Source organism: Mesorhizobium sp. M0870, from assembly GCF_040319775.1.
In the GTDB taxonomy this organism is placed as follows: domain Bacteria; phylum Pseudomonadota; class Alphaproteobacteria; order Rhizobiales; family Rhizobiaceae; genus Mesorhizobium.
Map to the genome: position 1 here is coordinate 19,105 of NZ_JAMYOI010000005.1, position 22,280 is coordinate 41,384.

Annotated in this window: 23 protein-coding genes; 8 read left to right on the top strand and 15 right to left on the bottom strand. The window is 63.2% G+C overall.

Annotated features, from left to right (window positions below; genetic code table 11):
* Positions 1-24: 24 nt before the first annotated feature.
* A complete protein-coding gene (locus tag NKH97_RS07760) occupies positions 25-513 on the bottom strand; it encodes a GNAT family N-acetyltransferase (protein ID WP_023809718.1) in 489 nt (162 codons plus the stop codon).
* A gap of 5 nt (positions 514-518) precedes the next feature.
* Positions 519-1,424, bottom strand: coding sequence for a lytic transglycosylase domain-containing protein (locus NKH97_RS07765; protein WP_023809719.1), 906 nt, complete (start codon positions 1,422-1,424; stop codon positions 519-521).
* Positions 1,425-1,605: 181 nt separating this feature from the next.
* On the opposite strand from NKH97_RS07765, the gene NKH97_RS07770 reads away from it, so the two are divergent.
* Entirely contained in the window at positions 1,606-2,175 is a 570-nt protein-coding gene (locus NKH97_RS07770; protein ID WP_023809720.1) for a methylated-DNA--[protein]-cysteine S-methyltransferase, read from the top strand.
* Between the two features lie 304 nt (positions 2,176-2,479).
* Here the strand turns inward: NKH97_RS07770 and NKH97_RS07775 are convergent, their stop codons facing one another.
* Complete coding sequence (locus NKH97_RS07775; protein ID WP_352721595.1) at positions 2,480-2,869, bottom strand: nuclear transport factor 2 family protein; 390 nt, start codon at positions 2,867-2,869, stop codon at positions 2,480-2,482.
* 1 nt (position 2,870) lies between these two features.
* On the bottom strand, positions 2,871-3,773 hold the full coding sequence (locus tag NKH97_RS07780) for an MBL fold metallo-hydrolase (protein ID WP_023809722.1): 903 nt from the start codon (positions 3,771-3,773) through the stop codon (positions 2,871-2,873).
* Between the two features lie 156 nt (positions 3,774-3,929).
* Between NKH97_RS07780 and NKH97_RS07785 the strand changes: the two genes are divergently transcribed.
* Complete coding sequence (locus tag NKH97_RS07785; RefSeq protein ID WP_164892914.1) at positions 3,930-4,820, top strand: LysR family transcriptional regulator; 891 nt, start codon at positions 3,930-3,932, stop codon at positions 4,818-4,820.
* Positions 4,821-4,846: 26 nt separating this feature from the next.
* Here NKH97_RS07785 and NKH97_RS07790 read toward each other — a convergent pair whose 3' ends face one another.
* Complete coding sequence (locus NKH97_RS07790; protein ID WP_023809723.1) at positions 4,847-5,176, bottom strand: hypothetical protein; 330 nt, start codon at positions 5,174-5,176, stop codon at positions 4,847-4,849.
* Between the two features lie 276 nt (positions 5,177-5,452).
* Here NKH97_RS07790 and NKH97_RS07795 point away from each other — a divergent pair, with 276 nt between their 5' ends.
* Entirely contained in the window at positions 5,453-5,665 is a 213-nt protein-coding gene (locus NKH97_RS07795; RefSeq protein WP_010910991.1) for a cold-shock protein, read from the top strand.
* Between the two features lie 236 nt (positions 5,666-5,901).
* On the opposite strand, the gene NKH97_RS07800 is transcribed toward NKH97_RS07795, so the two are convergent.
* From NKH97_RS07800 to NKH97_RS07810, 3 genes are all read right to left on the bottom strand, one after another.
* On the bottom strand, positions 5,902-6,510 hold the full coding sequence (locus tag NKH97_RS07800) for a glutathione S-transferase family protein (protein WP_128303818.1): 609 nt from the start codon (positions 6,508-6,510) through the stop codon (positions 5,902-5,904).
* Between the two features lie 138 nt (positions 6,511-6,648).
* Complete coding sequence (locus NKH97_RS07805) at positions 6,649-7,497, bottom strand: EAL domain-containing protein (RefSeq protein WP_352795990.1); 849 nt, start codon at positions 7,495-7,497, stop codon at positions 6,649-6,651.
* The gene (locus NKH97_RS07810; protein WP_352796250.1) at positions 7,494-8,384 is read right to left on the bottom strand and encodes an EAL domain-containing protein; all 891 of its coding nucleotides are present in this window, start codon (positions 8,382-8,384) and stop codon (positions 7,494-7,496) included. The genes NKH97_RS07805 and NKH97_RS07810 overlap by 4 nt, the downstream gene beginning before the upstream one ends.
* A gap of 205 nt (positions 8,385-8,589) precedes the next feature.
* On the opposite strand from NKH97_RS07810, the gene NKH97_RS07815 reads away from it, so the two are divergent.
* Positions 8,590-9,792: a pyridoxal phosphate-dependent aminotransferase gene (locus NKH97_RS07815; RefSeq protein ID WP_352795991.1), complete on the top strand. Its 1,203-nt coding sequence runs from the start codon at positions 8,590-8,592 to the stop codon at positions 9,790-9,792.
* Positions 9,793-9,885: 93 nt separating this feature from the next.
* Here NKH97_RS07815 and NKH97_RS07820 read toward each other — a convergent pair whose 3' ends face one another.
* Positions 9,886-11,403: an MFS transporter gene (locus NKH97_RS07820; protein WP_352795992.1), complete on the bottom strand. Its 1,518-nt coding sequence runs from the start codon at positions 11,401-11,403 to the stop codon at positions 9,886-9,888.
* Between the two features lie 182 nt (positions 11,404-11,585).
* Positions 11,586-11,981 (bottom strand): (R)-mandelonitrile lyase, encoded by a 396-nt coding sequence (locus tag NKH97_RS07825; RefSeq protein ID WP_352795993.1) that lies wholly within the window; start codon positions 11,979-11,981, stop codon positions 11,586-11,588.
* Positions 11,982-12,290: 309 nt separating this feature from the next.
* Between NKH97_RS07825 and NKH97_RS07830 the strand changes: the two genes are divergently transcribed.
* Together NKH97_RS07830 and NKH97_RS07835 are read left to right on the top strand one after the other, a co-directional pair.
* Positions 12,291-14,342 (top strand): elongation factor G, encoded by a 2,052-nt coding sequence (locus NKH97_RS07830; protein WP_352795994.1) that lies wholly within the window; start codon positions 12,291-12,293, stop codon positions 14,340-14,342.
* 718 nt (positions 14,343-15,060) lie between these two features.
* Positions 15,061-15,558 (top strand): methyltransferase family protein, encoded by a 498-nt coding sequence (locus NKH97_RS07835; RefSeq protein ID WP_127295043.1) that lies wholly within the window; start codon positions 15,061-15,063, stop codon positions 15,556-15,558.
* Between the two features lie 177 nt (positions 15,559-15,735).
* Here NKH97_RS07835 and NKH97_RS07840 read toward each other — a convergent pair whose 3' ends face one another.
* Together NKH97_RS07840 and trxB are read right to left on the bottom strand one after the other, a co-directional pair.
* Positions 15,736-16,632 carry a LysR family transcriptional regulator gene (locus NKH97_RS07840; protein WP_023809733.1) on the bottom strand — a complete coding sequence of 299 codons (897 nt, stop codon included), beginning with the start codon at positions 16,630-16,632 and terminating at the stop codon, positions 15,736-15,738.
* Positions 16,633-16,711: 79 nt separating this feature from the next.
* Entirely contained in the window at positions 16,712-17,686 is a 975-nt protein-coding gene (gene trxB, locus NKH97_RS07845; protein ID WP_128303811.1) for a thioredoxin-disulfide reductase, read from the bottom strand.
* A 247-nt stretch (positions 17,687-17,933) separates the two neighbouring features.
* On the opposite strand from trxB, the gene NKH97_RS07850 reads away from it, so the two are divergent.
* Both NKH97_RS07850 and NKH97_RS07855 read left to right on the top strand, forming a co-directional pair.
* On the top strand, positions 17,934-18,413 hold the full coding sequence (locus NKH97_RS07850; protein WP_023809735.1) for an Lrp/AsnC family transcriptional regulator: 480 nt from the start codon (positions 17,934-17,936) through the stop codon (positions 18,411-18,413).
* Between the two features lie 251 nt (positions 18,414-18,664).
* On the top strand, positions 18,665-19,459 hold the full coding sequence (locus tag NKH97_RS07855) for a glycosyltransferase family 2 protein (RefSeq protein ID WP_128303810.1): 795 nt from the start codon (positions 18,665-18,667) through the stop codon (positions 19,457-19,459).
* Positions 19,460-19,463: 4 nt separating this feature from the next.
* Here NKH97_RS07855 and NKH97_RS07860 read toward each other — a convergent pair whose 3' ends face one another.
* Genes NKH97_RS07860 through rfaE1 form a run of 3 tightly spaced genes read right to left on the bottom strand, consistent with a single transcriptional unit; the run spans position 19,464 to position 22,189 of the window.
* A complete protein-coding gene (locus tag NKH97_RS07860) occupies positions 19,464-20,123 on the bottom strand; it encodes an HAD family hydrolase (protein WP_352795998.1) in 660 nt (219 codons plus the stop codon).
* Positions 20,116-20,688, bottom strand: coding sequence for a D-sedoheptulose-7-phosphate isomerase (locus NKH97_RS07865; RefSeq protein ID WP_023809738.1), 573 nt, complete (start codon positions 20,686-20,688; stop codon positions 20,116-20,118). The genes NKH97_RS07860 and NKH97_RS07865 overlap by 8 nt, the downstream gene beginning before the upstream one ends.
* Positions 20,689-20,695: 7 nt before the next feature.
* Positions 20,696-22,189, bottom strand: coding sequence for a D-glycero-beta-D-manno-heptose-7-phosphate kinase (rfaE1, locus tag NKH97_RS07870; protein WP_352796000.1), 1,494 nt, complete (start codon positions 22,187-22,189; stop codon positions 20,696-20,698).
* Between the last annotated feature and the right edge of the window lie 91 nt (positions 22,190-22,280).

Genomic DNA, 22,280 nt, shown 5'->3' on the forward strand with positions numbered 1-22,280 from the left:
GCATCACCTGAATATCCGCACACCCTAGCCTTCCCAGGCGACAGGCATCATCCCCAGCCGCTCATAGAGCCGGACCGCGGCGGGATTCTCGACCGTGTTGGTCTTGAGGTCGACATGATCGGCGCCGCGTTCGCGAAAAACGGCGAAGGCGTGCCACATCAGCGCTTCGGCAACACCCCTGCCGCGCGCCTCGGGATGAACGGCGAGGTCCTTGACGAAGCCGCGGGTCCAGCACAACGCCGCCGCCGCCAGCCGGCCCTTGGCGTCGATGACGAGGAAGCACAGCGCCGGGTCGAATTCGGGATCGTCCGCGATACGCGGCCACCACTCGTCGAACGGACCATCGGCGTCGTCATCGAACACTTCGGTCAAAAGCGCATGCAGGGCGGGCGCGTCACCGGGCTCGAAGCTGCGCATGACAAAACCCTCCGGCCAGTGCGGCGGAACCAGCGTCTCGTCGAGGATTTTGCACAGCCGGATGTCATTCAGAGCCGGCGGGCGCGGTTCAGGCATTGCGCTCAGGCGTCGGGCTGCAGGCGGCGGCGCTGGCGGTCGCGGCCAAGGCCGGTCGCCTCGAGCAGGCCCTTGCGCTTGGCGTCGTAATAATAGCCGGTTTGATAGAGCCAGTCGGCCTTCTTGGCGTTGCCGCCGGCCACCAGCCAGGCGCCGCGCAGATATTTCACCGCGTATTTCAGATTGGTATCGGCGTCGAACAGGCCCTTGGCCGGCCCGTCATAGCCCATGCCGCGCGCCGTCGCGTGTTTGATCTGCATCAGTCCCCAATGGCCGTTGTTGTAGGCTTTTGGGTTGAAGGTGCTCTCGCGGTTGACGACATGGCGCACCAGATCCACCGGCACCTGATAGATCGCCGCATATTTCTCGATCAGCCGCTCGACATCGCCACGCACGCCCGTCGCGTGTTCTTCTTGCACGGGCCCTGCCGGGAACTGGACCAGGGCCGCCGGGTTCTGCGGCACGACATAGGCGACCTGCTGGACGCCCGGCATGCGATCGCCCTTGGCGGTTGCCGGTATGACGAGCCCCGCGGTCGTATAGGTCTCGGCCGCCTTGACCGGCTCGCTCGCCTTTGCCGGCGGCGGCGCCTGCCAGGCATTGGCGGTCATCACCGCGGGCACGGCTGGTGCCGCCGGTGTCGATCCGGCAAAAGCGGCGGTCGCGGCAGCCGGCTGTGCGGCGGGATCGAGCGGCAGTTCGGCCGTCTGAGCGGGGGCGATTCCCGATGATTCCGGCAGCACCGAAACCGTCTCCGGCAGAGGCACGGTGAAGCCGGCGTCAGTGCCGGCGACGGTCGCTGTTTCGGTGAGAGCAGGCGCGGACTTCATCTGCGAGGTCGACGTGCAGCCGCTGATGCCGGCGGCGGCCAGGATCACGCCGATCGCGATAAGGTTGAGTTTTGCTGGCAAGCCGCGCTCGGGTCCGGTTTGTCGGGTTGTTAAGAAATCCCTTACACCAGCGATTCAGGCCGGGCAATCGGGGCGATCAGGTGGTTTTCGGGTGGCGAGACGCAGGCGGTGGTGCCATATTGTTCCGGATATGTACTGGGACGAATCCCGGATTTCGCCACTTTGCGGGAAGGAGCGCATCATGGTCACGACAGCTTCGATCACGGCCGGCCACGCAGTGTTAGAAACAGTGATCGGTTTCATGGGCATTGCCTGGAGCGAAAAGGGCCTGATCCGGCTCTGCCTGCCCGAACGCAGCCGCGAAGCGGTGGAGCGGCGCCTGCTGCGCCATGGCGGCGTTTCCACCTCCACGGCGCAGCCGCCATGGGTGGTCGAGCTGATCGCAGCGATCAAGGCCTATGCGGCGGGCGAGGACATCGATTTCTCCGCCGTGCCGGTCGATCTCGACGGCGTCGACGATTTCCGCCTCGCCATTTACGACGCGGCGCGAAAACTCTCCTTCGGCGAAACCACCACCTATGGTGAGCTGGCCAAAACCGCCGGCCATGCCGGGCTCGCCCGCGAAACCGGGGCCGCCCTTGGCGCCAATCCGGTGCCGCTGGTCATCCCTTGCCATCGCATCCTTGCCGCCGGCGGCAAGATCGGCGGCTTCTCGGCGCCCGGCGGATCGATCACCAAGGAGAAGATGCTGGCCATGGAAGGCGTGCGCGTCGGCCCGCTGCCACCGGCGCAGGTGTCGTTCGGGTTTTGAACGGCGGCCGGTGCTGGCAGTAAGCCGGGATCAGTACATCGATCGCCTGTTGACCGGGTTGGCGGGCACTGGCTTCCAACGCGGAAAATATCCACGATGACCGTCTCTGGCGTGTCAGCCGTTTTCGGCTGAACGACCTGGGGCATGACAAGATCGCCTTGGGCGATCACCCGCTTGAAGTCGACCGCCTGTTTCGGCCAATGGGCAACTCCCATCTTTTCCAGAAGCTGCCTGACCGAGTCGCGACCGTCCGTCATCGTCGGGTTTAAGTTGCAGCATGGATGTCTCCCTGGTTGCGTCGGTGTCAGGTCAGTGCGCGCGCGACGAGGACCGTATCGACATACTGCCGCATGCGGATGATCTTGCCGTCCCGCAGTTCGTAGAGATGAGCGAAGGGGGCCGTCATGGATTTTCCCGTCGCCTTGTATGTACCGGAATACACGCCGAAGGCCGCCACCCGGTCGCCATCGGCAATGAAACTGTGCACGGCGGCGTGGTATCCGGTCCACTCCGAGCCGAGCCGCTTGAAAACACCCTGCATCAGGGCCTCGACGCCGGTATAGGTGCCGGCATAGGGAAACCCTTCCGCCTCGGTCCATTCGATGTCGGCGGAAAGAACGGCCAGCAGATTGCGGCCGTTCTCCTCGGAAGTTCCCTCGTAGGTTCTACGGATCAAATCGAGGTTCGTCGCCATCTCAGCCCCACTTCATCTCGCCCTTGGCGACCTTGGATCCGACATCGAGGGCGACGCCCATACCGAGGCCGGGGAAGCGGGCCTCCATGGCCGCCTTCAACGCGGCGCTGTCTGCCGCCTTGCCCAGTTCTTCCTCGAAGGTGATGAGATAGGACTTGGTGAACTCCACCGCCGAAGGACCGATCGCGGCATCGGGGGCCATGTGGCCAGGCACCACGACAGCGGGCTTGCGGGCGGCAATCGCGTCCAGCGTCTTGATCCAAGCGGCGCGGCTCTCCCTGGTCTGCGTGTCGGCGGTCCAGACATGAACGCCCGAGAAGATCATCACTCCGCCGAAAACGGCATTGAGCGACGGCACGAACAGATAGCGGCGGTTGGCCAATCCTTCTTCCGCATTGACGATCTCGACAGTCTCGCCATCGACGGTCAGCGTTGCGCCGTCGAATGCCTCGGGGAAGACGATGTCGGACAGCGCCTGCGGGCCATTTTCCTTCAATTGCGGACCCCAGACGGCGAGCTTCTTCTCCACATTGCCCTTGATGGCTTCCAGCGTGGCGGAGGCGGCGATCACTTTCGCCTCCGGGAAGGCGTCCCGCACCGGCTTCAGGCCGAAGTAGTAATCGGGATCGGACTGAGTGACGTAGATGGTGGTCAGCTTCTTGCCGCTGGCCTTGATGGCATCGGCGAGCGCTTTGCCGTCCGGATAGGTGAAGCCGCCATCGATCAACAGGGCTTCGCTCGGCCCTGACAGCAGCACCGGCGCACGGAAGAAGCCGTTTGGACCCGCCGGGAAGTGTTTCCAGCCAAGCTTGGCGCCGGCGGCTCGGCCGCTGTCGATGGGAGCGAAAGCGGCGGTTGCGCCGAGGGCCAATGAGGTCTTCATGATCTGTCTCCTCGTGAACATGGAATATCTCCGTTGAATGAAAGGGATCGGATGCGGCTGCGCACCCGCCGGCCGCAGGACGGACGGTGGAACGGCACGGTAGGCTCTTTGGATTAATCAATAAATTGGCTATAATAATACAAACTGTATGTTGAAAGCTTACAATGAGCCTTCGTGGTGGAATCGATAAACCTCAATCGCCTCGCCTATTTTGCCACGGTGGTCGACGCGGGTTCCTTCACCCGCGCGGCCGAGCGGCTCGGCATCACGAAAACAGTTGTCAGCCAACAGGTCGCGCGCCTTGAGGCTGAGCTGCGAACCACGCTTCTCGTGCGCACGACGCGAAGGGTCGAGCCGACGGAAGCAGGCCGTCTTCTGCATGCACGCTGCGTTCTGATCCTGCGGGATGTCGAAGAAGCGATCGCCGAGGTTGGCGAGGCCAACGCCGAGGTGGCCGGTGTGCTGCGTGTTTCCGCGTCCAATGATTATGGCGCGATCGTGCTGGCCCCGATCGCCGCCCGCTTTCGCCAGAAATTTCCTGCCTGCGGCGTCGAACTGCTCATTTCCGATGCCATAATTGACTTGATCGACAACAAGATAGACCTGTCCATCCGGGTCGGCTGGCTGGAGGACTCCAGCCAGCAGGCGCGCCGCATCGGCACCTTCCGGCAAATCCTGGTCGCGTCGCGGGATTTCGCCGCCGGGATCAGAGTAGACAAGCCAGAAGACCTTTCTTCCTTACCGCTCGTTGCCAATGCCGTGCTTCGCAAGCCGTTCACCTGGAACTTCACCCGAGGCGGTTTCGAGCCGCGCACCATCACCCTGCGCGAGGCATTCTCCATCAACTCGACGCCGGCTGTGCTGGAAGCGACGCTCGCCGGGGGCGGACTGGCAGTTCTGCCGGACTATCTGGTCGTCGACCACCTATCGCAAGGCCGCCTCGTCCACGTGCTCCCCGACTGGGTGCTGCCCTCCGGCGGCATTCACGTGGTCTATCCGGCAGCGCGCTTTCGCCCGCAAAAGGTGACGCAATTTGTGTCCATGCTCACAGAACACATCCGGGATTGAGAGCAATGGCTGCCGGTCGATAAGCGCTAGTTGTTGTGGAAGAACCGCCGGCGGAAATGCCGGTCATTGTCCGGCCGCTTACAGTTGTAGACCGGGCAGGACTTTGTGTCGGCGCTCGGCACGTAGGCCCGTGTCCTCACCTCGCCCATGCTGCAGAATCGCTGGCTCTGTACATAGCGGTCGTAGAGCGGCAGCCCAGGCACCCGCTTCGACTGATAGCGCAGGATGACGGCCCCTTGCCGGGCGATCGTCCCCTGAACCTTGCCGCAGCTCATACGCGTCGGGTCGTAGCGCGAGATCGCCTGCGCCTGAGCGGCGACAAGCGTGAGGCAGGCGGCAAGCAGAATGATTTTCATGGTCGTCTCCCCTGATCCGCCGCTCGAGAACAGCGTGATCTGCCGCAACGTTTTCAGCAGATTGGGGCAGCCGTTGGGCAGCGCTCGATCACGGCTTTCTCACGCAGTCTTGTATTTTATGCGAAACCAGCCTATATGCCTTCCATTGATATTTCGGCCGATCGATCCGGGCCTCGCGATCTTCGCGTTTGCTGACGTCTATCTCCAAAATCTCGATGCACACCGGCTGGACTTCGGTCCGGTCAATCTAAAGCAAATGTTGAAGGACTATCTAAAATGGCAACAGGAACGGTCAAGTGGTTCAACGCCACCAAGGGCTTCGGCTTCATTCAGCCTGACGCGGGCGGCGCGGACGTTTTCGTCCATATCTCCGCTGTCGAGCGTGCTGGACTGTCGACCCTGGTCGAAGGCCAGAAGATCAACTTCGAGATCGAGCAGGACCGCCGCACTGGCAAGTCGTCCGCGGGATCTCTGAGCAAGGCAGCCTGATTTTGCGAAGTGCGCGCGCCGGGCGAGAGCTCGGGGCGCGCGGCAAGTCACGGATGTACTGACAGTCGCGCGAGAAGCGCGCTGGAGCGGAAAGACCCGACAAGCTGGATCAGCAGATAGCTGCCAGCCCGGACCCGACGCTCCCGATCAGGCTACCAAGCATGGAAGGCGGGATTTATCCCGCCTTTTTGCTGTCTGGAGATCGGCGCCGCAGGCGATACGACCACCGGCGTTACTTACTCCACCCAATCGATCGGCACATGCCCCGGATCGGCCTCTACCCGGCCAAGCCAGGCCGCCACCGCCGGATAGGCGTCGAGCTGGAAACCACCCTGCTCCGCCGTATGCGTATAGGCATACAGCGCGATGTCGGCGACGCTGAGCGTGCTGCCGGAAAAGAAAGCATTGTTTTCCAGATGCCTGTTCATCACGCCGAGCGCCTTGTTGCCGCGCTCCAGCGTCACCGCCAGCCGCTCCGGGGTCGCATCCCCGGCACGTTCGGGGAAGGTCAGCAGCGCCTTGCGCACGGCAATGTAGGGCTCGTGGCTGTATTGTTCGAAGAACAGCCATTGATAGGCGAGCCCACGCTCATACCTGTCCGCCGGCAGGAAGCGTGTGCCTTCGGCGAGATAGAGCAGGATGGCGTTGGATTCGGCCAGCCGCCGGCCATCGTCGAACTCGAGCAGCGGCACCATGGCGTTCGGGTTCTTGGCGACAAAATCGGCTTTGCGTGTGTCGCCTGTGTGCGAACTCACTCCGACATTGGTAAAGGCAAGGCCAAGCTTGGCCATCAGCAGGCGCGGCTTGTAGCAATTGCCGCTGTCGATCATGCCGTAGAGTATCATGGCTGTTCTCCGGAGCACTGTCTCCGCGCGATTATCGCAGCGGCGGCGGCCTCAACCAATGATTTGTTTTGGTACGACGATCAGCGCCGCTGATGCAAAGCGTCCAAGGACGCTCACGGCACCAATTGTCGGCATGCCCTAGCCAAAGAGGGGCACGACCTTGCTGTCCCGGCCCAGCAGCGCATCGATGACCAGCGGCTTTTCCTCGAATACCGTGCCGGCAAGCGCGGGACGGGCGAGGAGAAAACCCTGCAGCAGGTCGACGCCGCCTTCGAGCGCGACGCGCAGATGGGTGGGCTGCTCGATGCCTTCGACCAGCACCTTGGCGCCGCGGTCATGCAGGCTGGAAACCAGCGGGCGGAAGAACCGTTCGGCGGCAGCGTGGCGGCAGAACTCCGCGAACCAGGTGCCGTCGATCTTGACGATGTCGGGCTTGAGCAGGCTCACCCGCTCCTCGGTCGAGTGCCCGGTGCCGAAATCGTCGATGGCGATGCGCATGCCGTCGCGCCGCATTTCGCGCACCAGCCGCGTGAGAAGCGCATCGTCGGCCGCCTGTTCGGTGATTTCGCAGACCAGCATGGCCGGCGCCAGGCCGAACTCGCCGAGATGCCTGGTCATCAGGCGAATCTCGGCCAGTGCCCGCCCGGCATGGTCGTTGATCAGCGGATTGTAGTTGAAGAACAGGTCGAGCCCGTCGACGCCGATGTTGCGGAAATTCCTGAGATGCAGCGCCCGGCACATGCTTTCCACAAACAGCCGGTCCGAGACGGCAACGCTTTCAAAGAACATCTTTGGCGCGCCGGGGCGGCCGGCACGGTGCGGCTCGATCAGGGCTTCGGCCGCCACCGCGTGAAGGAACCGGCCGCGCGGCGCGAAAATCGGCTGGTAGGCGCTGCGCAGCCGGAACTCGCCATATATGCCGTATTCGATGCCGACTTCGTCGACCTGGATCGCATCGCCGACATTGCGCCGCCGATCATCTCTCATGTCGCCACACGGCGCCCGAAGGCCTTGACCGGCCGCGCCGAAGGCGTTGCCACGGCAGGAACCGTGTCGACGGCAGCAGCGACAGGCGCCTGCCTGGCCATGCCGAAGACGCCAAAGCTGGTCGGCGCCAATTCGGGCCGCGCCAGCACGAAACCCTGCACCATCGAGGCACCCGATTTCTCGGCGAGCTCCAGTTGCCAGCCCTCCTCGATGCCTTCGAACACCGTATGGATGCCTTGCTCCTCGAAGTTCTTCACCATGGCGGTCAGCAACGCAAAGCCGGCGCCGGACTCCATCAGCTGCGTGATCCAGTAGGCATCGAACTTGACGATATCCGGCTTCAACTCCTTGACCCGATTGATGTCGGAATCGTCGGCGCCATAATCGTCGACGGCGATGCGAAAACCGTTGGCCCTCAGTGCCGCGACGAAGCCGTGCAAGGCTTCCTGCGATGCCGACCGCTGCTCGGTCACCTCGCAGACGACGCGGCGCGGGTCGATGCCGGCCTCGTGCAGCACGAGCCGCATGTCGCGCAAGGCAGCGTCGGCAACAGTGCGTTCGGTGAACACGGACGGGTCGAAATTGACGAAGATCGACGCTTCCCGCGGCAGGCAGGCACCGGCGTTGAGAAGATGCAGCGTCCTGGTCAGCGCCTCGATATGCAGCCGGTCGGCGGCCGGACAGGTCGAGAAGAAATTCATCGGCGATTGTGGCTCGCCGTCGCGGAACGGTCGGATCAGCCCTTCGAACGCGACCACCGACAGCTTGCCTTCCTTGAAAGCGAAGATCGGCTGGAAGGCGCTTTGCAGCGTGTAGATGCCCCAGACACCGGTGGAGGTGCCGTCGTCCTGGCGGATGATGTGGGCAAGCCCGACGCTGCGCGACACGGTTCCTCGCTCCGCAATGGTCTGTGATCCTGCCACTCAAGCCTCTACCGCTCGTTAATGAATTTATTGTTGCCGACCGGGTCCCGATCACGGCTCCTTGAGACCTGGATCAGCCGACAATGCTTGCGTTGCGCGAAATCATGCGACATGAGAAGCGCCGCGGCCGCTTCCGGACGCGCCGATCTTCCATGGAGACGTCAAGCTCATGGCCTTTCTTGCCGACACCCTTTCCCGCGTGAAGCCTTCCGCCACCATCGCGGTGACGCAGAAAGCGCGCGAGCTGAAAAATGCCGGCCGTGACATTATCGGGCTTGGCGCCGGCGAACCGGATTTCGACACGCCAGACAACATCAAGAATGCGGCGATTGAGGCAATCCACCGTGGCGAAACCAAGTATCCGCCGGTTTCGGGCATCGTGCCGCTGCGCGAGGCGATCGCAAAAAAATTCAAGCGCGAGAACAATCTCGACTACAAGCCCGAGCAGACCATAGTCGGCACCGGCGGCAAGCAGATCCTGTTCAACGCCTTCATGGCGACGCTGAACCCCGGCGACGAGGTCATCATTCCTCGCCCCTACTGGGTCAGCTACCCCGAGATGGTGGCGATCTGCGGCGGCACCTCCGTGTTTGCCGACACCTCGATCGACGATGGCTTCAAGCTGACCGCTTCGGTGCTGGAAAAGGCGATCACGCCGAAGACCAAATGGCTGCTGATGAACTCGCCGTCGAACCCGTCGGGCGCTGCCTACACCGAGGCCGAACTGCGCGCACTGGCCGACGTGCTGTTGAGGCATCCGCATGTCTGGACGCTGACCGACGACATGTACGAGCACCTGACCTATGGCGATTTCGTCTTCAAGACCATCGCCGAGGTCGAGCCTAAGCTCTACGAGCGCACGCTGACCATGAACGGCGTGTCGAAAGCCTATGCAATGACCGGCTGGCGCATCGGTTATGCGGCGGGTCCGGTTCAACTGATCAAGGCGATGGACATGATCCAGGGTCAGCAGACATCGGGCGCCTGCACCATTGCGCAATGGGCATCCGTCGAGGCGCTGAATGGCCCGCAGGATTTCATCGCCAAAAACAAGGCGATCTTTCAAGGCAGGCGCGACCTTGTCGTGTCGATGCTCAACCAGGCACGCGGCATCACCTGTCCGTCGCCGGAAGGCGCCTTCTATGTCTATCCCTCCTGCGCCCAGCTGATCGGCAAGAAGACCAAGGCCGGCAGGCTGATCGACACCGACGAGACCTTCTGCTCGGAACTGCTCGAAGCCGAGGGCGTCGCAGTGGTGTTCGGCTCGGCCTTCGGCCTCGGGCCCAACTTCCGCATCTCCTACGCGACCTCGGAGACGCTTCTGGAAGAAGCCTGCACACGCATCCAGCGTTTTACGGCTTCGCTGACCTAACCGACGCACTATGAACGCGAAAAACCCCGAAGGTTGTATCCAACTTTCGGGGGTCAGTTCATCACCGCCGAGTTTTTTAATAGGCCGTCAGCCTCACGCCTCGTGCTTGGTCTCTTTGGCAGAGCGCGCCTCGGCCGGCGCCAGCACGGCAACCAGCAGTGCGGCGGTGAGGAACGCGCCGATCGCTGCCGTCAGCATCGCGGCGTGGAAGCCGCCGGCATAGGCGGCAGCATAGAGTTCATGCACGCCGCTTTCGCCCATCGCCGCATCGGTTGCGAAATCATGCCGCGAAATTGCAGCACGAGCCACCGCTTCCGCGTCGGCGACACCGGCATCGCCGAGATACCCGGTCAAAAGGTTGGTCGCCCGCATGCTCATCAAGGCGCCGAGCAAGGCGATGCCGATGGCAAGACCGCTCTGGCGGGTGGCATTGATGACCGCCGACACCATGCCCGAGCGTTCGCGCGGCGCATAGGACATGGCGGCAGCGCTGCCGGTCGGGATTGCAAGCGCATTGCCGAGGCCGCCAATGGCGAACAGAAGGCACAGCATCGCATAGGGCGTCGAAGGACCGGCCCAGCACATGCCGAGCATGGACAGGCCGATAGCGGCATAGCCGATGGTCATCAGCGCGGAGTGACCATAGCGCGCGCTAAGCCTGCCGATCCATGGCGACACCACGATCTGAACGATGAAGGCCGGCGCCATGCGCAGGCCGGTCTGCGTCGGCGACCAGCCCTGCACCTGCTGCAGGAACATCGAGAAGAAGAAGACGCTGGAATAGGAGGTGAAGCCGAGCGCGAACGAAGCGACATTGGCGACGGCGAAGCGAACGTCACGGAACAGGCCAAGCGGCAGCATCGGCCGTGCCGTGCGCGCCTCGAAGCCGAGGAAAGCAGCCAGGCCGACGACGCCGGCGATGAGCGCCGTGACCGTCCTTGGCTCGCCCCAGCCATTCTCGCCGGCCGAGATCAGGCCAAAGGTCAGCGCCCCCAGCCACAGGATGCTGAGAGCCAGACCGACGAGATCGAGATGGGCATGTTCGGGATGCGCCGTCTCGTTGATCGAAGCAGCACCGAGCGCGATCGTGATCAAGCCCAGCGGCAGGTTGATCAGGAAGATGCTTTGCCAGCCGACGGTCTCGACCAGGATGCCACCGAGGACGGGACCAACGAGCAGAGAGATGGCGGCGAACGACGCCCAGCCGCCAATGACGCCGGCGCGCTGGCGCGCATCGGGAAAGGCTTGCGTCAGGATCGACAGCGCGCCCGGAATGAGCAGCGAGCCGGCGATGCCCTGCACCACCCGGCCGGCCAGCAGCACCGGCAGATTGGGCGCGACGGCGCAGATCAGCGAGCCGGCCACAAAGATGCCGACACCGGCCAGCCACGAGCGCTTGCGGCCATAGCGGTCGCCGATCAGGCCGGACGACAGCATGAAGGCGGACAGGCACAGCGTGTAGGCGTCGACCACCCATTGCAGGCCGCCGAAATCGGTCTGCAACGCCTGCTGGATGGTCGGCAGCGCGACATTGACGATGCTGACGTCGAGCAGAGCCACGAACGAACCAAGATAGACAGCGGCGACCAGGGGCAAACGGTGCTTTGACATGGCTACGTCCGGACGTGAGTTTCGCAATCATCACTGACCGACGGTCAGTTGAACGGGCAGCATGGCGCTGTCGATCCGGCGATTGAGCATGGCCTGGGCCACGATACGGGACTCGCCGCGAGTCGCCCTCTTCTAAAAATGTAGCGGCTGGAAGAGAAGCCGGCTTCCTGCGGACTGAGCATTCAGCCGCCATATTGTTCCGATGTCACCCCCTCCAGCCAATCGGCATGGACACCGTCGAGCGCCTCCTGCATCGCGATATGCGTCATCGCCGATTTCGGCGCCGCGCCATGCCAGTGTTTTTCGCCAGGCGCGAACGAGATGACGTCGCCGGCCCTGATCTCCTGGACCGGGCCGCCCCACGTCTGGGCAAGCCCGGCGCCCACCGTCACGTAAAGCGTCTGGCCAAGCGGATGCGTATGCCAGTGGGTGCGCGCGCCCGGTTCGAAGCTGACCAGCGTGGCCCGCAGCCGCGCCGGCGCCTCTTTCTCGATGATCGGCGTCTGCAGCACCCGGCCGGTAAAGTATTTTTCCGGTGCGATGACGGTCGGCACGCTGCCGCAGGCAATGATCTTCATGGGTCGATGGTCCTTCAAACAGCGGGCGACGGATCGCCTGTTTTCAGTTTCGGCCGATATCGGTCGACGTGCAACAGCTTCCGGCTGCCAGCCCAGCATATGATCCGCACGGTCCACGGCCGAGCAAAGGGTTTCTATTTTTCTTGCCCTGCCGGCAAACAAGTGGGACGATGGCTTTGGGCAGGTGGCACTTGAAAAGAACCCGCCCGCGACGGTCGAACAGGCCGGCCGCCGCTTAGGACCGATTGACCAAGCCTGAACCATACATGCCAGTCGGTCCTACGGGAAACGCCTGAGTGGAGGTCAGTCATGGGTACTCGCGCCGGAGGACGACGCACGGGACCGAAATGCATTGCCATAGTCGGTCCCTTCGCAAGCGGTAAGACGACACTTCTCGAAGCCATATTGGCCCGTACGGGCTCAATTCCCCGACAAAATCCCGTTTCATCAGGTAACACCGTTTCAGATCATTCGCCCGAGGCGCGTGCCCACGCCATGAGCGTCGAGGCGACGGTCGCCACAACCGAATTCATGGGCGAGCAGATCACCTTCGTCGACTGTCCCGGTTCCATCGAATTCTCCTTCGAGGCCGAGCCGGTGCTGGCCGCCTGCGACCTCGCGGTGGTCGTAGCCGAGGCCGACGAAAAGAAGATCCCTGCCCTGCAACTGATCATGCGCAAGCTCGACGATCTCGGCGTGCCGCGCATTCTGTTCCTCAACAAGGTCGACAAGGCAATCATTGGTGTGCGCGATACGCTGAAGATGCTGCAGCCGGCCAGTGCCGTGCCGTTGCTGCTGCGCCAGATTCCGCTGCGCAAGGACGGCGTCGTCATTGGTTCGATCGACCTGGCGCTGGAGCGCGCCTACATCTATCGCGAATATGCCGAAAGCGAGGTGGCGCAGATTCCCGGCGACGACAAGGCGCGCGAGCTCGAAGCGCGTTTCTCGATGCTGGAGACGCTGGCCGACCATGATGACCAGTTGATGGAACAGCTGCTCGAGGAGATCGAGCCGCCCAAGGATGCGATCTTCGACGACCTCGCCGCCGACCTGCGCGACGGTGCGGTGATCCCGGTGCTGATCGGCACCGCCGAGAAAGGCAACGGCGTGCTGCGCCTCCTGAAGGCGATTCGCCACGACGCGCCCGACATCGAGGCGACCCGCAAACGGCTCGGTGCACCCGACGGCGCGGCTACCCTGGTCCAGGTGATGAAGACCATCCACACCTCGCATGGCGGCAAGCTGTCGGTGTCGCGCATCCTCTCCGGTCAGGTCGTCGACGGTTCCGAACTCTGGCTGCCCGGCGGCGACACCGCCAAGGTTTCCGGCATCTACCGGATGCTCGGCAAGGACCAGTCCAAGCTCTCCATCGCCAAGGCCGGCGACACGGTGGCACTGGGCAAGCTGGACGAGGTCAAGACCGGCCAGACGCTGAGCTCGGCCAAGGGCGGCATCAAGCCGCTCGTCCAGTTCGAGCCGCCGCAGCCGGTCTTCGCCTTCGCGCTCCGCCCCAAGGAGCGCAAGGACGAAGTGAAGATGTCGGCTGCCATCCAGCGGCTGGCCGAGGAGGACCCCTCGCTCAGCCTGCGCCACAATCAGGACTCGGCCGAAACCGTGCTGTCGGGCCATGGCGAGATGCATCTGCGCGTGGTGCGCGAGCGGCTGGAAGGCAAGAACCAGATACCGGTCGAAGGCCATCCGCCGGCGGTGCCCTATCGCGAGACGATCCGCAAATCGGCGCAGCAGCGCGGCCGTCACAAGAAACAGTCCGGCGGCCATGGCCAGTTCGGCGACGTGGTGATCGAGATCAAGCCGCTGCCGCGCGGTTCGGGCTTCCAGTTCACCGATACAATTACCGGGGGCGTCGTGCCCAAGACCTACATCCAGTCGGTCGAGACCGGGGTGCGCGACTATCTGAAATCCGGGCCGCTGGGCTTTCCGGTCGTGGATGTCGCAGTCAACCTGTCGGACGGCTCCTATCATGCGGTCGATTCCTCCGACATGGCCTTCCAGATGGCGGCCAGGCTGGCGATGAAGGAAGGCATGGCCGCGTGCTTGCCGGTGCTCCTGGAGCCCGTGATGAAGGTCGAGATCGTCACCCCCTCCGACGCCACCTCGAAGATCATCGCTCTCATCCCGCAGCGGCGCGGCCAGATCCTCGGCTACGACGCGCGGCCCGACTGGCCGGGATGGGATGTCGTCGAGGCAACCATGCCGCAAGCCGAGATCGGCGACCTGATCATCGAGTTGCGCTCCGCGACCGCGGGCGTTGCCAGCTATCGTGCCGTCTTCGACCACATGGCCGAACTCACCGGCCGTCTGGCCGACGAGGCGATGAACACCAACGGCAAGGCTGCCTGATGGCGTGGCGTTCCTATCGAACCTGATTCGGGGGAACAAGAGAAAACGACGTCCGGCGGGGCCGGACGTCGTTTTGTTCGCGGACCGTTTCCTTGGGAGGTAAAACGTCAGGTCCGCCGCATTTGGTACCGCCGTGTTCGGCGGAAAACGGTTCGGACGCGGTAGCCGCCTGAGCCCGGGCCGTACGAGTGATGCCCCCATCTCCCGTCCGAACCACACCGCGTCCTATGATCTACATAGCAGGTCGCGAGCGTCCGGGATATGTTACCAGAGGTTACATGTCACCGTTACGTGGCAATTGTGATGGAATTTTTGGCCGGCCCAGCAGGGCACAGGCAACAAAAAAGCCGGATCAATGAAGATCCGGCTGAGTTTGATTGGAGTGCCTGTTAAGGCTAACCTCCAGAGGGGAACACTCGAGGGCGCTAATGGGAGGAGAACGCGCCCAGGAGATGATCTATATATGTGCTCATCATGCCCAAGAAACAAGCATCTATTTTGCAACACACACATGCAAAAAGACGCAGGCTGTGGTCTAACCCATTCCAGAAGCCAATAGGACCAGCAAAATCGTCGAAATGGAGCGCTGAATCGGGCAATTGCAACTACAGAATCGCCAATCTCGGCTGGCTTTCGGCTCGAAATGCCAAAACTGGGCAATGATGTGGAAGCGGGCAGCAGGCGTGTATTTCTAAGGCAATCGGGGAGGAAGCAGCCAATGCGGACGTTTTCGGCGATCGCGGGCAGTGCGGCCTTCTTCATCGCGGCGCCCTGCGTGGTTGCCGGGCTGGTGCCTTGGCTGTTGACCGATCGCTGGGGCTTGCCGTGGTCTGGTCTGCCGGGCTTTGTCCCTGTCGGCGGGCTTCTGATCGTCGCCGCGGTCGCGGCACTCCTGCATGCCTTCGGCCGTTTTGCGTTTGAGGGCCTGGGCACACCCGCACCGGTCGCCCCGACCGAGAGGCTGGTGATCGGCGGCATCTACCGCCATGTCCGCAACCCGATGTATGTCGCCGTGCTGTCGATCATCCTCGGCCAGGCGCTGCTGTTCTCGAGCTGGGCGCTTGTCGCCTATGCAGTCATCGGCGCGATCGTCATGGGCTCTTTCGTGCGGTTCTACGAGGAGCCGACCTTGGCTCACCGCTACGGCGCCGAATACGACACCTACCGCCGCAACGTCCCGGGCTGGCTGCCTCGACTGTCGCCCTGGCGTGGTTGAGCCACCATCGCAGGGCGCGTTGAGATTCAGGTCAGGCCGAGTCGAGAATGGTGGCTGCCGAGAACCGGAGCGGAGCGTACTTAAGTACGTGAGCACAGTTCTACCGCGATGCGGTAGACGGGGAAGCGCAGGAAGCGGCCATTCGCGGGCCGGCCTCACTTGAATATCGGCATGCCCTCAGAAGGACCAGCTTCGGGCCTTGGCGATGATGAAGTCCCGGAACACATGCAGCTTGGCCTGGTTCTTCATCGCGTCGGGATAGGCGAAATAGGTGTCGAAAGACGGCACCTCGGTCTCCGGCAGCAGCTGCACCAGATCGGAGTCCTTGCTGATCACATAGTCGGGCAGCATGGCGATGCCGGCACCGCCCTGCACCGCACGCTTGATCGACAATATGTCGTTGATCTGCAGCGTCGGCACCCTTTGTCCGCCTTCGAAATCACCGACCGTTTCCAGCCAGTTCAGCTCCGACAGATGCGACGGCACCGGCACGCCGAAGGTGACGATGCGATGGGCCTTCAGCTCGGCGACGGAAGACGGCTTACCATGCTTGGCGACATAGGATGGGGCCGCGTAGAGGTGGAAATGCACGGTGAACAGGCGGCGCTGGATCAGGTCCGGCTGCTGCGGCTGGCGCAGCCGGATGGCGCAATCGGCCTGGCGCATGGTGAGATCGAGTTCCTCGTTGGCGAGGATCAGCTGCAGGCTGATTTCGGGATAGAGTTCGATGAATTCCTGTACCCGCTCGGTCAGCCAGCCGGCGCCCAGCCCCACCGTCGTCGTCACCCGCAGCACGCCCGACGGGCGATCCTTGGTCTCGGTCAGCCGGGACTTGATGGTCTCCAGCTTCATCAGCACGTCATGCGCCGTGCGAAACAGCATCTCACCCTGCTCGGTCAGCACCAGCCCGCGGGCGTGGCGGTTGAACAGCGGCACGCCGACATCATGCTCGAGCGCGCTGACCTGCCGCGAGATCGCCGATTGCGACAGATGCAATGTCTCGGCCGCATGGGTAAACGACCCCGCCTCCGCCGCAGCGTGAAACACGCGTAGCTTGTCCCAGTCCAACGCCATGATTCCCCTCGTTCTGTTTTGGCGTCTGAATGAAAAATCAGGCTTTTACACGGCGTTTCTAAGCCGCTCTCTGAACTCTCTACTCGGCCGCTTCGCGATGCACTTCGATGCCGGCCAGATACTTCTCCGCCTCGAGCGCGGCCATGCAGCCGAGCCCCGCTGCCGTCACCGCCTGGCGGTAGATATCGTCGGTCACATCGCCGGCCGCGAACACGCCCGGCACATCGGTGCGGGTCGAATCCGGCGCCGTCCACAGATAGCCGTTCGGCTTCTGCTTGAGCTTGCCGGCGAACAGTTCAACCGCCGGCGCATGGCCGATGGCCACGAACACGCCGTCGACCTTGAGGTGCGACACCTCGCCGGTCACCGCATGCTTGAGCTTCAGCCCCTCGACCGAGGGCGGCAGCGGCGTCTTGCCGGGTCGACCGGTGATCTCATCGACGATCGTGTCCCAGATGATGCGGACATTGTCCTTCTTCAGAAGCCGCTCGCGCAGGATACGTTCAGCGCGAAAATCGCTTCGCCTGTGGATGACCGTCACGCTCTTGGCGAGATTGGACAGATAGAGCGCCTCTTCCACCGCGGAATTGCCGCCACCGATCACCGCGACATCCTTGCCCCTGTAGAAGAAACCATCGCAGGTGGCGCAGGCCGAGACTCCAAAACCCATGAAGTCCTGCTCGGTCGGGATGCCCAGCCATTTCGCTTGCGCACCGGTGGCGATGATCAGCGCGTCGGCGGTATAGGTGGTGCCGGAATCGCCCTTGGCACGGAACGGTCGCACGTTGAGGTCGACCTCGGTGATGATGTCGTTGATGATGTCGGTGCCGACATGCTCGGCCTGTTTCAGCATCTGCTCCATCAGCCACGGACCCTGGATCGGGTCGGCGAAGCCGGGATAGTTCTCGACATCGGTGGTGATCATCAACTGCCCGCCCTGCTGCAGGCCGGCGACCAGCATCGGCTTCAGCATGGCGCGGGCGGCATAGACCGCCGCCGTATAGCCGGCCGGACCGGAACCGATGATGAGAACGGGCGCGTGCTTGGTGGTCATCTAAAGCCTCTGCGGAGGGCTGCCGGCAATTGCGGCATGGAAAACTCGATCATTGTCGCGCGTAATGTAAGTGTTGCCCACGACGCCAGCAAGGCAAGTTGGAGTTCGTCCCCGGAAAGCTTTGTCACACCTGTCGCCCGCTGATCCCGTGAAATATTCCGGGCGAAGGAGGAATGGACAGCGAAGTCGTTTAATTACAAAATCACGCAAGATTCTTGCGTATTGCCCCTGATGATCGAGAACCCCCATGCCGCTCAAGGCCGACCTCGACGCCATCGACTGGAAGATCCTGCGCGAATTGCAGGGCGACGGCCGCATGACCAATGTCGAACTGTCGAACCGCGTCGGCATTTCGGCGCCGCCATGCCTGCGCCGCGTCAAGCGCCTGGAGGAAGCCGGCATCATCCGTGGCTACCGTGCCTTGCTCAATGCACCAGCGCTCGGCCTCGATGTCGTTGCCTTCTGCCTGGTCGGCCTGCATCATCAGGCCGATGCCGAGCTGCGCATCTTTGCCGAGCGCACCCGCGGCTGGCCGATCGTACGCGACGCCTGGATGGTGTCGGGCGAATCCGATTTCCTGCTGCATTGCGTGGCGAGCGACCTTGGCGCCTTCCAGACCTTCGTCATCGAGGAACTGACCTCGACCCCGAATGTCGACACGGTGCGAACAGCGCTCACCATCCGCCGGGTCAAGGACGAAGGGCTGGTCTCGTTCGCACAGCCTTGAGCCGGTTGAACCGCAGCGGGCTTTCGCCGATGCGGCTTGAACGCCTCGCCATATCAGCGCCGCTTTGGCGTTCGATAGCTCTCCTGTGAAGCCGGAATTTCTGCCGTAGCCGTCTTGTTGGTTTCCTAGAGCAATTCCAGAAAAAGTATGTAACGGTTTTCCCGGGAAAAGCGCATAGCGCTTTCGGGATTGCGTAAACAGGTGGCGCAGGGCAGCCCAATTCCGAGAACAGTGTGCCGTGGGGTGGGACGATGACTCGATTTTCTAGCCCGGTTTCGGCGCTGGTCATCTGCATGAACGAGGCCGAAATGATCGGCGAGTGCCTGGAAAGCGTCGATTTCTGCGCCGAGATCATCGTCGTCGATTCGGGCTCGACGGACAGCACTCTGGACGTCGTCAATGGGTACATCGCCAAAGGCTACCCGATAAGGCTGTTTCACAACGATTGGCCGGGCTTTCCTCGTCAGCGGCAATTCGCGCTCGATCAGGCCACGCAACCATGGTGCCTTTCGATTGAAGCCGACGAGGCCATCGACGACGTGCTCAGGCAGTCAATCATGAATGTGACCCAGCTTGGGAATGACGCCTTCGACGGATGGTACATCAGACGCCGCGACAAGCTGAAGGGCTATGGCTATGCGCACCGCTGGGTGCTTCACAACAGGCTGCTGCGTCTTTTCCGCCGCGACAAGGCCACGATGGACCTTAATCTGCGGGTCCATGAGTCGTTCGAGGTGCCAGGCGAAACCGGCACGATAGAAAATGGCGTGCTGCTGCATCGCCGCGAAATGACCATTGCCGAGGATCTGGCAAGAGCCAACACCTACTCCAGCCTCAAGGTTGCCACGCTTGTCGAACGAGCCAAGAAGCCCGGCCTGATAAGACTGGTGCTGTCGCCTCTCGGCAACTTCCTGAAGTTCTACCTGGCCAAGCGCTACTTCCTGTGCGGCCGGCACGGGTTCGTCTATTCGATGCTGGTGATGCTGTATTCGTTCGCGACAGAGGCCAAGCTTTATGAAGCCTGGCGAGACAAAGATCGGATGTAAGCCGTCACGGCGCGCCCGAGGCGGTGCCAAGCGCAGCTATTGCGGCGAGCAGGCCGTCGAAATCCGCGCGGGCGCACCAAGGCTGAATTGTGAAGCCCGATCGGACAGCTGCTTGCCCGTCTACCAGCCAGCCCTGCGCGAGGCCGGCGCGTTGTCCCGCCTCCATGTCGGCCTCCTTGTCGCCGACGATCAGCGAACGCCGCAGATCGAGCCCGAGGCGCCCGGCCGCCTCCAGCAGCATGCCCGGATTGGGCTTGCGCATCGGATGATCGGCGACCGCAAGCACACCGGTGCCAGCTTCGTGATAGGCGCAGGCGACGACCATATCGACGAACGCATTGTCGGCGCGCAGCAGCTCGAGCACGCGGCCGTTGACGGCAGCGAAATCGCCCCAGCCGAAATAGCCACGCGCGATGCCCGACTGGTTGGTGACGATGATGACCGGAATGCCGGCCCGGTTGGCGGCGGCTATCACCGCAGCTATGTCCGCGCGCAGCACCATTTCGGCAGGATCATCCGGATAGCCCGTGTCGACATTGATGGTGCCGTCGCGATCGAGGAACAGCGCCGGCGAGCCGGCAGCGAACACCCTTGAGCCGACCTGCTCGACCCATAGGCCAGGCTCCGCCAGCGGATAGCGGCCAGAGGTCGGGGGATCAGCCATTGCTGAGGCGCGCTTCGACCACCTCGCACAAATGATGGTAAAGGCACAGATGCCCCTGCTGGATGATCGGCGTCGAGGTCGACGGCACGTTGAGCAGGATATCGGACAGAGGCTTCAGCTTGCCGCCGGTGTCGCCGGTCATGCCGATCACCGTCATGTCCATCCTCCGCGCCTGTTCGGCGGCGGCAAGGATGCTCGGCGAGTTGCCGCTGGTCGAGATCGCCAGGAGCACCCCGCCGGCGGCGCCATGCGCCTCGACCTGGCGCGAAAAAACCGTGTCGAATCCGTAGTCGTTGCCCCAGGCGGTCAGCACCGCTGCATTGGCCGGCAGCGCGATGACATTGTAGGCCTTGCGCTCCTTGAGAAAGCGGCCGACCAGTTCGCCGGCAATGTGGATGGCGTCGCTGGCCGAGCCGCCATTGCCGGCGATGAGCAAGGCTTTCCCCGACGAAAGCGCCGTCACCACGGCGCTCGCTGCCCGCCCCATCTCACCGGTCAGGTCCCGTTCGACCATGGCTGATATGGCAGCCGCGGAGCGGACAAGATAATCGTTCAACTCGGACATGAAACCCTCAGTTTGTGGTGCCGCCGGCGCGCAATTTACCAATGGTGTTGGTGGTGCTTTTTCCGGCGACCAGATCGACCAGCACGACGCGTCCGCCGGCCTTCTGCACCACATCGGCGCCGACCACGGTGTCGACCGTGTAATCGGCCCCCTTGACCAGTATGTCGGGCAGCAGCGCTTCGATCAGCGCCAGCGGCGTATCTTCCTCGAACACCACGACCGCATCGACGGAGGCAAGTGCTGCCAGCACGCAGGCGCGGTCGTGCTGGTCGTTGACCGGGCGCCCGGCGCCCTTCAGTCGCCGCACCGAGGCATCGCTGTTGAGGCCAAGCACCAGCCGGTCGCACTGGCTGCGCGCCGCGTGCAGCAAGCTGACATGGCCGGCATGCAGGATGTCGAAGCAGCCATTGGTGAAGCCGACGCTCAGGCCCTCTTCCTTCCACGCCGCCACCATGCGGGCGGCCGATGTGGCATCAAGGATGGCGTCCTTGTGGGCGGTCGGCCCATGTGAACGGAACAGCGCGCCGGTGAGTTCCTCGACCGTCAGCCGCGCGGTGCCACGCTTGCCCACCACGACGCCACCAGCGGCATTGGCTATCGAAGCGGCCATGACCGTATCGGCGCCTACGGCCAGCGCCAGCGCGAAGCTCGCGATCACCGTGTCGCCGGCGCCCGAAACGTCGAACACTTCGCGCGCCTGGGTGGCGATGTGGCGCGCCTCGTCGGGACCGACCACGCTCATGCCCTTTTCGCTGCGCGTCGCAACGACGAAATCGAAACCATGTGCCGAAATCAGCTCGCGTGCGGCAGCCACGATCTCGTCATCGGCGAACACCGCATGGCCGACGGCCTCGCCGAGTTCCTTGCGGTTGGGGGTGATGGCGGTCGCCCCGGCATAGCGCGCATAATCGCGGCCCTTCGGGTCGACCAGCACCGGCTTTCCAGCCTCGCGGCAGATGGCGATCAAGTCGCCGGCGACGCCGTCGAGCAGGATGCCCTTGCCGTAGTCGGACAGGATGACGATGTCGGCGCGCGTCAGCGCGGCGCGGAAATGCCGGATCAGGCCGGTTCGCTCCGCAGCACCCAACGGCTTGATTTCCTCCTCGTCGAAGCGCAGCACCTGCTGGTTGAGCGCGCTGAAGCGGCTTTTGGACGAGGTCATGCGACCACGCTCCTGCGCGAGGCCCGCCGTATCGGCGCCAAGCTCGCCGAGCATCCGCACCAGGCTATCGCCTGCCACATCGGTGCCGATGACCGAGACGGGAACAGCGGCAGCACCAAGCGAAACGATGTTGGCCACGACATTGCCGGCACCGCCCATGGTCGAGGTCTCGCCGCGCCCGTGCAGCACCGGGATCGGCGCTTCCGGCGAGATCCGCTCGATGACGCCGTTGACGAAACGATCGAGGATGAAGTCGCCGACCACCAGCACGGTGGCCTGGCCGAACCGCGCAATGGCGCGGTGCAACGGTTCGGGAGAAGGCGGATTGTGCTTGATCATGTCACTGGCAACACAGGGAAAAGGCCGATTTCAATCTCATAAGTGCTCATCAATCGACTGGTCGGATCGCTCATGGCGAAAGCCGATATAC

Bases quoted from the DNA above. Each gene is read 5' to 3' on its own strand.
- NKH97_RS07760 (WP_023809718.1), bottom strand. From the start codon at position 513: ATGCCTGAACCGCGCCCGCCGGCTCTGAATGACATCCGGCTGTGCAAA.
- NKH97_RS07770 (WP_023809720.1), top strand. From the start codon at position 1,606: ATGGTCACGACAGCTTCGATCACGGCCGGCCACGCAGTGTTAGAAACA.
- NKH97_RS07775 (WP_352721595.1), bottom strand. From the start codon at position 2,869: ATGGCGACGAACCTCGATTTGATCCGTAGAACCTACGAGGGAACTTCC.
- NKH97_RS07780 (WP_023809722.1), bottom strand. From the start codon at position 3,773: ATGTTCACGAGGAGACAGATCATGAAGACCTCATTGGCCCTCGGCGCA.
- NKH97_RS07790 (WP_023809723.1), bottom strand. From the start codon at position 5,176: ATGAAAATCATTCTGCTTGCCGCCTGCCTCACGCTTGTCGCCGCTCAG.
- NKH97_RS07795 (WP_010910991.1), top strand. From the start codon at position 5,453: ATGGCAACAGGAACGGTCAAGTGGTTCAACGCCACCAAGGGCTTCGGC.
- NKH97_RS07800 (WP_128303818.1), bottom strand. From the start codon at position 6,510: ATGATACTCTACGGCATGATCGACAGCGGCAATTGCTACAAGCCGCGC.
- NKH97_RS07805 (WP_352795990.1), bottom strand. From the start codon at position 7,497: ATGAGAGATGATCGGCGGCGCAATGTCGGCGATGCGATCCAGGTCGAC.
- NKH97_RS07815 (WP_352795991.1), top strand. From the start codon at position 8,590: ATGGCCTTTCTTGCCGACACCCTTTCCCGCGTGAAGCCTTCCGCCACC.
- NKH97_RS07820 (WP_352795992.1), bottom strand. From the start codon at position 11,403: ATGTCAAAGCACCGTTTGCCCCTGGTCGCCGCTGTCTATCTTGGTTCG.
- NKH97_RS07825 (WP_352795993.1), bottom strand. From the start codon at position 11,981: ATGAAGATCATTGCCTGCGGCAGCGTGCCGACCGTCATCGCACCGGAA.
- NKH97_RS07830 (WP_352795994.1), top strand. From the start codon at position 12,291: ATGGGTACTCGCGCCGGAGGACGACGCACGGGACCGAAATGCATTGCC.
- NKH97_RS07835 (WP_127295043.1), top strand. From the start codon at position 15,061: ATGCGGACGTTTTCGGCGATCGCGGGCAGTGCGGCCTTCTTCATCGCG.
- NKH97_RS07840 (WP_023809733.1), bottom strand. From the start codon at position 16,632: ATGGCGTTGGACTGGGACAAGCTACGCGTGTTTCACGCTGCGGCGGAG.
- trxB (WP_128303811.1), bottom strand. From the start codon at position 17,686: ATGACCACCAAGCACGCGCCCGTTCTCATCATCGGTTCCGGTCCGGCC.
- NKH97_RS07850 (WP_023809735.1), top strand. From the start codon at position 17,934: ATGCCGCTCAAGGCCGACCTCGACGCCATCGACTGGAAGATCCTGCGC.
- NKH97_RS07855 (WP_128303810.1), top strand. From the start codon at position 18,665: ATGACTCGATTTTCTAGCCCGGTTTCGGCGCTGGTCATCTGCATGAAC.
- NKH97_RS07860 (WP_352795998.1), bottom strand. From the start codon at position 20,123: ATGGCTGATCCCCCGACCTCTGGCCGCTATCCGCTGGCGGAGCCTGGC.
- NKH97_RS07865 (WP_023809738.1), bottom strand. From the start codon at position 20,688: ATGTCCGAGTTGAACGATTATCTTGTCCGCTCCGCGGCTGCCATATCA.
- rfaE1 (WP_352796000.1), bottom strand. From the start codon at position 22,189: ATGATCAAGCACAATCCGCCTTCTCCCGAACCGTTGCACCGCGCCATT.